Raw genomic sequence first — 6,531 nt, forward strand, 5'->3', positions numbered from 1 at the left:
AATTCCAATACCCCTTATAAGCATGTTGTATTTTTCGATAGTTTTTCTTAATGGTAAAATATCCTATAGCAAACAGGGATTCATCGGAACGCGCTGTGTTTGTTTTGCGATGAGAAGCTTAGGAGGAAGAGGCATGTCAAAAGAGATTTCAAGACGTACCTTCATCAAGGGGGCTGCGGCAGCCGGTGTCGTGCTCGCGGCCGGCAGCTATTTCACCTGGAATGGCCGCAATATCCCCGAGAAGGTACAGCAGGGCAATGTGACGTATGATGTATTGATCATCGGCAGCGGCGGTGCCGGGATGCGCGCTGCCTTGGCCGCGGCAGAGGACAAGAACCTGAAGGTGGCGGTGATGACAAAGCTCATCCCGACGCGTTCAGCTTCGACCATGGCGCAGGGCGGCATGAACGGCGTCACGGGGGTCACGGATCCGGCTGATTCCGTGGAATCGCATGTATTTGACACGGTCAAGGGCGGTGATTATCTCAGCGACCAGGATGCCGTGGAATACTTTGCCGAGCGGGCCGGTGCCAATATCTACGAGATGGATTACATGGGGTATCCCTACAACCGTCAGGCAGACGGTTCGTTCCATCAGCGCAAGATGGGCGGCTCATCGCATGCGCGTGCGGCGTATTTCGAGGACCGGGCCGGCCATGCGATGGTGCACACCTTGTTCGAGCAGTGCCTGGCGCACGATATTGATTTCATCTCGGAATGCCAGATGCTGGAGATCTCGATGGGCGGCGAAGACAGGAAACAGCTCAATGGCGTCATCGCCATGGATATGCGGACCGGCAACATCATGGGCATTCCCGCCAAGACCGTTTTGATCGCGACTGGTGGCTATGGCCGTGCCTATTGGATCCGCACGTCCAATCCATACAGTTCCACGGGCGATGGCATCGTGGCCGGCATGAAAGTGGGCATTCCCTTCAAGGATCCTGAGATGGTGCAGTTCCACCCGACCGGCCTGGCCGCCAATGGCGTGCTGCTGTCGGAGTCCAGCCGCGCCGAGGGCGCGCTGCTCATCAACAAGGATGGAGAACGCTTCATGAAGAAGTATGCGCCGGAGCGCATGGAACTCGCCACGCGCGATATCGTCGCCCGCGGCATCGCGACAGAGATTGAGGAGGGACGCGGCATCGGCGAGGGCATTCATGCCGGCGTTTATCTCGATTTCACGAAAATCCCGCCTGAACGCATCCATGAACGCCTCGGCCAGGTCTATGATCTCGCGCGCCGCTTTGCCGGTGTAGACATCACGAAGGAACCGGTGCTCATCAGTCCGACCTGCCATTATTCGATGGGCGGCCTTGAGATGGCGGATTTCCATACGGGAGAGTCACGCGTGCCGGGCATCTATGTGGCTGGTGAATGCAGCTGCGTTTCCATCCATGGCGCCAACCGCCTCGGTGCCAACTCGCTCTCGGAGGTGCTGGTCTTTGGTCATACGGCTGGCGATGGCGCAGCGGCTTATGCGAGGGAGCATGCGTACGCGGGTTCTCAGCAGGATCTGCAGGCAGATTGCCAGAAATGGCTCAATCACTTCGACGAAGTCACGCACCGCGCTCATCTCGGCAATTACACCGTGCCGGAGCTGCGCGATGCCATGGTCAATACCATGTGGTTCAAGGTCGGCGTGTTCCGGGATGAGCAGCATCTGCAGGAAGCGGCCCGGGAGCTGGAAGCGCTGGAGCAGGCATATCAGTCCGTGTATGTGGGGGACACGTCGCATGTCTACAATACGGCGTTTGAACAGTATGTGGAACTCGGCAATCTGCTTCAGGTCTCTCATGCCATCGTGCAGGGTGCCATCGCCCGCAAGGAAAGCCGCGGCGGTCATTCGCGCCGTGACTATCCGCAGCGCAACGACAAGGATTTCTTCAAGCATACCCTGATCTTCAAGGACGAAAATGGCTGGCGCACGGAATACAAGGACGTAGTCATTACGAAGTATCCGCCGAAAGAAAGGAAGTACTGATATGGACGCCAAACTCAGAATCCATCGTTTTGTCGAGGGGCGCAAATGGGTCCAGGATTATACGGTCACGGTCCGGACGGGCATGACCATCCTGGAAGCCCTGACGGAAATCAAGGAACATCAGGACCCAACGCTTTCCTTTACGTGCTCCTGCCGCTCGAGCATCTGCGGGGCCTGCGCCGTACGCGTCAACGGCAATGCGGAGCTTTCCTGCGAGATCCTTGTGGAGAAGCTTTTGGAACGCTATGAGACGGATACGCTGACTGTGGAACCTTTGGGGAATTTCCGCGTCATCCGCGACCTCATCGTCGACTGGGATCCCAAGTACGCCCGTTTGAAGAAGGTCCATCCGACGCTGCAGCCCAAGCCTGAATTCACGGCGGAGACGGGATGCAAACAGTCGCCGGCTGATTTTGACAAATACAAGAAATATGCCGGCTGCATCCTCTGTGGTTCCTGCGTATCGGAATGCAACAAGAATGCCTTGAACCAGAAGGATTTTCTGGATCCATTTGCCTTTGTCAAGGCGGAGAAACTCGTGGCGGACAGCCGGGAACGCAGCCCCGAGGAGCATCTGAAAGCCGTCATCGATGCCGGACTCTGGCGCTGCTTCAACTGCCAGGAATGCACGGCCAAATGCCCGAAGGGATTGGATCCTGCCGGTGCCATCGAGAAACTCAAGGCGGAAACGTTCCGCCATGGCCTGGCGGATAACGTGGGAGCCAAACATGCCAAGGCGATTTACGATGACATCCAGGAATCGGGCACGCTCGATGAGTCGAAGCTCAATATCAAGTCCGAGGGCTTCTTCCTGGCCTCGCTGCGCGCTCCCATGGCCCTGCGCCTCATGCATGTCGGCAAGATGAATCTGCTTGAGAAGCATCCGGTCAATCCGGAAATCGATACGGTCCGCAAACTCGTGAAGACCGCAGAAGCTGCTTCAAAAGAGGAATGAGAAAGAGAGGAATAGACCATGGAATTTGCATTATTTCCCGGCTGTGTCCTGAAGGGAGCGGCAGCGGAAGCCGAGCAGTCGCTCTATAAGGTTTGTGAGGCTCTCGGTATCGGCTTGACGGAAATCCCGAATTGGACCTGCTGCGGCGCCTCGCATGCCCAGGGCGTCAACGATCTGGCGGCGCTGGCCGTCAATGCCCGCAATATCTCGATTGCCGAGCATATGGGCCTCGATATCATGACGGTCTGCAATACCTGCACGCTGCAGCTCCGGACGGCGAAATACCGCCTGGATCACGATGAGGCCCTGAAGGAAAAAGTCAATGCACTGCTGAGGGAAGCCGGCCATCCATATCCCTATCAGGGGACGAGCAAGATTACGCATTTCCTTTGGGTGCTCGATGAGCATCCGGAGCTCCTGGCAGGCAAGGTCACGGATGCCCTGCATGGCATCCGGGTTGCTTCCTACTATGGGTGCCATATCCTGCGCCCGCAGGAAATCATGGATCATGGCGACGGCAAGCATCCCGCTTACTTTGAGCGCCTGGTGCGGCGCCTCGGCGCAGAGCCCGTCTGGTTTGACGCCAACCGCCTCTGCTGCGGCTTCCATGCCCAGCTGGCGGCGGAGCATGATGTGCTCGTGCGCACGGGCCAGATTGTGCAGAGTGCAGATAAGGCCGGTGCCGATGTCATCGTGACGCCATGCCCGCTCTGCCAGATGCAGCTCGATATGTATGAACCAGAGGGACGCGACGCCGTTCATTCGCAGGCGGAAATCCCCATCCTGCATTTGCAGCAGCTCATCGGTTTTGCCCTGGGCATGAGCCGGGAGGACATGGGCTTTACGCGCCATGTTTCTGCGCAGCGCAAGTGGAAGGTAGGCTGACAGCAGCCTGATGCCTTGCCGTGTGCTGGATCATCATGGAAAATCTTATCATCGGAATGCCTGCTTTCTTCCAGAAAAACGTGTATAATGAAGACAGGTTTTCCCTAGAGAAAGGAATCTTCCATGAAACAAAGCGAAAAACGAATCGATCTTCACGTCCATTCGCTCGTGTCGGATGGCAGCTATACACCGGCCGGTCTTGCGAAGCTGGCCAGGGAGCGCGGCCTGTCCGGCTTTGCGCTGACGGACCATGACAATATTGCAGGCGACGCAGAAGCGGCTGCCGCTGCGCAGCAGGAGGGGATTGACTTCATCCCGGGCATGGAGCTCACGGTGGAATTCGAGAACCGCAAACTGCACATCGTCTGCCTTGGCTTTGATGCCGCGCAGCCGGATTTCCAGTCCCTTTACTGCCGGATGCGGGCGACGAAAGAGGCAAAGATTGCAGAAATCATTCAATACATTGCGCAGAAGGGCATCGACATCTCACTGGAGAAGGTTCAGCCGTTTGCCTACGGGCGGACGATTGACCGCTATGCCATTATGCGTTATCTCGTTTCGCTGCATCTTTACGATCATGCACAGCCGCTCTGGGACAATTATCTGGATCCGGCCGTGCGCCTGCTGGACCTTGAAGTCAATATCACGGCAGAGGAGGCCCTGCCCGTCATCCACAAGGCGGGCGGTGTGACCTCGCTGGCACATTTCCATAAGAACATCGGGTTCAAGGGGCTTTCGCGCCTCGAGCAGGAAGCCGCCATCCTGCGCCTCCATCAGCTCGGACTCGACGGCATGGAGCGCTGGTATCCGAATTATACGGCAGAGGATGCCGCCTTTGCCGGCTATATGATTGAGAAGTACGAACTGCTGCCGACGGGCGGCACGGATTTCCATGGTTCGAACCGTCCGGAAATCGAGCTTGGCACGGGCCTCCATGACAACATCGCCATTCCGTATGCCTATCTTGAGGGCGTTCGCGCAGCCTGCAAGAAAAATTTTGAGCTGGAGAAGGAAAAACAGGCTGGTAGGGCGAATTAACTAAGTGTGAAATTCTTTAGGATGTTCATGTTTCGCAGAGCACGTTTCCGTTCTCTGCGGGACATTTCACGATTCATCACAGATGATGAGAATTTCCATTTGTGGATATCTTAAGAGAAGGAGGCTGAACTATGAAAGTTTGGGTTTGCACAGTTTGTGGCTGGATTTATGATGAGGCCAAAGGTGATCCGGATTACGATCTCGCACCGGGTGTACCGTTCGCTGATCTGCCGGATGATTTCGTCTGCCCGCTCTGCGGCGTAGGCAAGGATATGTTCGAGGAGCAGTCCTGACGATTTGCCATCTCCTTTCGGAGATGGCGGGGAGTCAGGGTGGCTCCCTTTTTTGTCTGCTTGTCCTTTTGCGTATGGATAGGTATTCCAATAAGTATGGCTAATGATTCGATAAAATGTACACAAAATGCATTGATTTTTGACAACCATTTTGCTATAATTTACACGTAATGAATCATAAATCTGATGCATAACGTGTGGGCATTCCGAAAGCGGTTTCCTGCCCTTGTGCGCAGAAGAACGCTTTCAAGTCATAAGGAGGCAATTTATTATGAAGGTAACAGTTGTTGGCGCAGGTAATGTTGGTGCAACGGTCGCAAACGTGCTTGCCACGAAGAAGTTCTGCAGTGAGGTTGTTCTCGTTGATATCAAAGAGGGTGTTCCTCAGGGCAAGGCCATGGATATCATGCAGACGGCTCATATGCTGAATTTTGACACGACGGTAACGGGCGTTACGGCTCTGCCGAACGATCCGGAAGGCTATGCTCCGACGGCTGGTTCTGACGTCATCGTTGTAACCTCCGGCATGCCGCGTAAACCGGGCATGAGCCGTGAAGACCTCATCGGTGTCAACGCCAAGATTGTCAAGAGCGTTGTTGACCAGGCCCTCAAATATTCTCCGAACGCTTACTTCATCATCATCTCCAACCCGATGGATGCTATGACGTTCCTGACGCTGAAAGACACGAAGCTTCCGCGCAACCGCATCCTCGGCCAGGGCGGTATGCTCGACAGCAGCCGTTTCCGTTATTTCCTTGCACAGGCTCTGACGAAAGCCGGCTATCCGGCTACGCCGGCTGATGTTGATGGCATGGTCATCGGCGGCCACAGCGACAAGACGATGGTTCCGCTCGTCAGCTATGCAACGCTGCGCGGTATCCCTGTAACGCAGCTCCTCAGCCAGGAAGCTCTTGACGATGTCGTTGCCAACACGAAGGTCGGCGGCGCTACGCTGACGAAGCTCCTCGGCACGTCCGCCTGGATTGCACCGGGTGCTGCTGCTGCTACGATGGTTGAGGCCATTGCTCTCGATGCCAAGAAGCTCATCCCGTGCTGCGTATACCTCGATGGCGAGTATGGTGAGAAGGATCTCTGCATCGGCGTACCGTGCATCCTCGGCAAGAACGGCCTCGAGAAGATCGTCGAGATCAAGCTCGATGGCGACGAGAAGGCCAAGTTCGAGGAAAGCGTCCAGGCTGCTCGCAACACGAACGCAAAACTCGGCGATGCACTCAAATAATTGCCCTTTGGCCAGTTTGTCACTGGCATGATGAAAGCCTCCGCTTCGGCGGAGGCTTTTTGTGTAAGCTTTGCCAAAGAAAAAGAAGGGAAAAAAAGGGGCTGTGACAAAATGTAAAATCATTTTGTCCACAGCC

General features: G+C 55.7%; 6 protein-coding genes. All 6 read left to right on the top strand.

What is annotated here, in order from left to right; all coding sequences use genetic code 11:
* Window positions 1-133: 133 nt before the first annotated feature.
* Complete coding sequence (locus DWZ54_RS07900; RefSeq protein WP_118475343.1) at window positions 134-1,984, top strand: FAD-binding protein; 1,851 nt, start codon at window positions 134-136, stop codon at window positions 1,982-1,984.
* Window position 1,985: 1 nt separating this feature from the next.
* Complete coding sequence (locus DWZ54_RS07905) at window positions 1,986-2,939, top strand: succinate dehydrogenase/fumarate reductase iron-sulfur subunit (protein WP_118475345.1); 954 nt, start codon at window positions 1,986-1,988, stop codon at window positions 2,937-2,939.
* A gap of 18 nt (window positions 2,940-2,957) precedes the next feature.
* The gene (locus DWZ54_RS07910; protein ID WP_118013886.1) at window positions 2,958-3,824 is read left to right on the top strand and encodes a CoB--CoM heterodisulfide reductase iron-sulfur subunit B family protein; all 867 of its coding nucleotides are present in this window, start codon (window positions 2,958-2,960) and stop codon (window positions 3,822-3,824) included.
* A gap of 123 nt (window positions 3,825-3,947) precedes the next feature.
* On the top strand, window positions 3,948-4,862 hold the full coding sequence (locus DWZ54_RS07915; protein ID WP_118475347.1) for a PHP domain-containing protein: 915 nt from the start codon (window positions 3,948-3,950) through the stop codon (window positions 4,860-4,862).
* A 131-nt stretch (window positions 4,863-4,993) separates the two neighbouring features.
* Entirely contained in the window at window positions 4,994-5,155 is a 162-nt protein-coding gene (locus DWZ54_RS07920) for a rubredoxin (RefSeq protein ID WP_118013890.1), read from the top strand.
* A gap of 271 nt (window positions 5,156-5,426) precedes the next feature.
* Window positions 5,427-6,395 carry a malate dehydrogenase gene (locus DWZ54_RS07925; protein WP_118475348.1) on the top strand — a complete coding sequence of 323 codons (969 nt, stop codon included), beginning with the start codon at window positions 5,427-5,429 and terminating at the stop codon, window positions 6,393-6,395.
* The last annotated feature ends 136 nt before the right edge of the window (window positions 6,396-6,531 follow it).

This window comes from Mitsuokella sp. AF33-22 (assembly GCF_003475755.1).
Classification (GTDB): domain Bacteria; phylum Bacillota; class Negativicutes; order Selenomonadales; family Selenomonadaceae; genus Mitsuokella.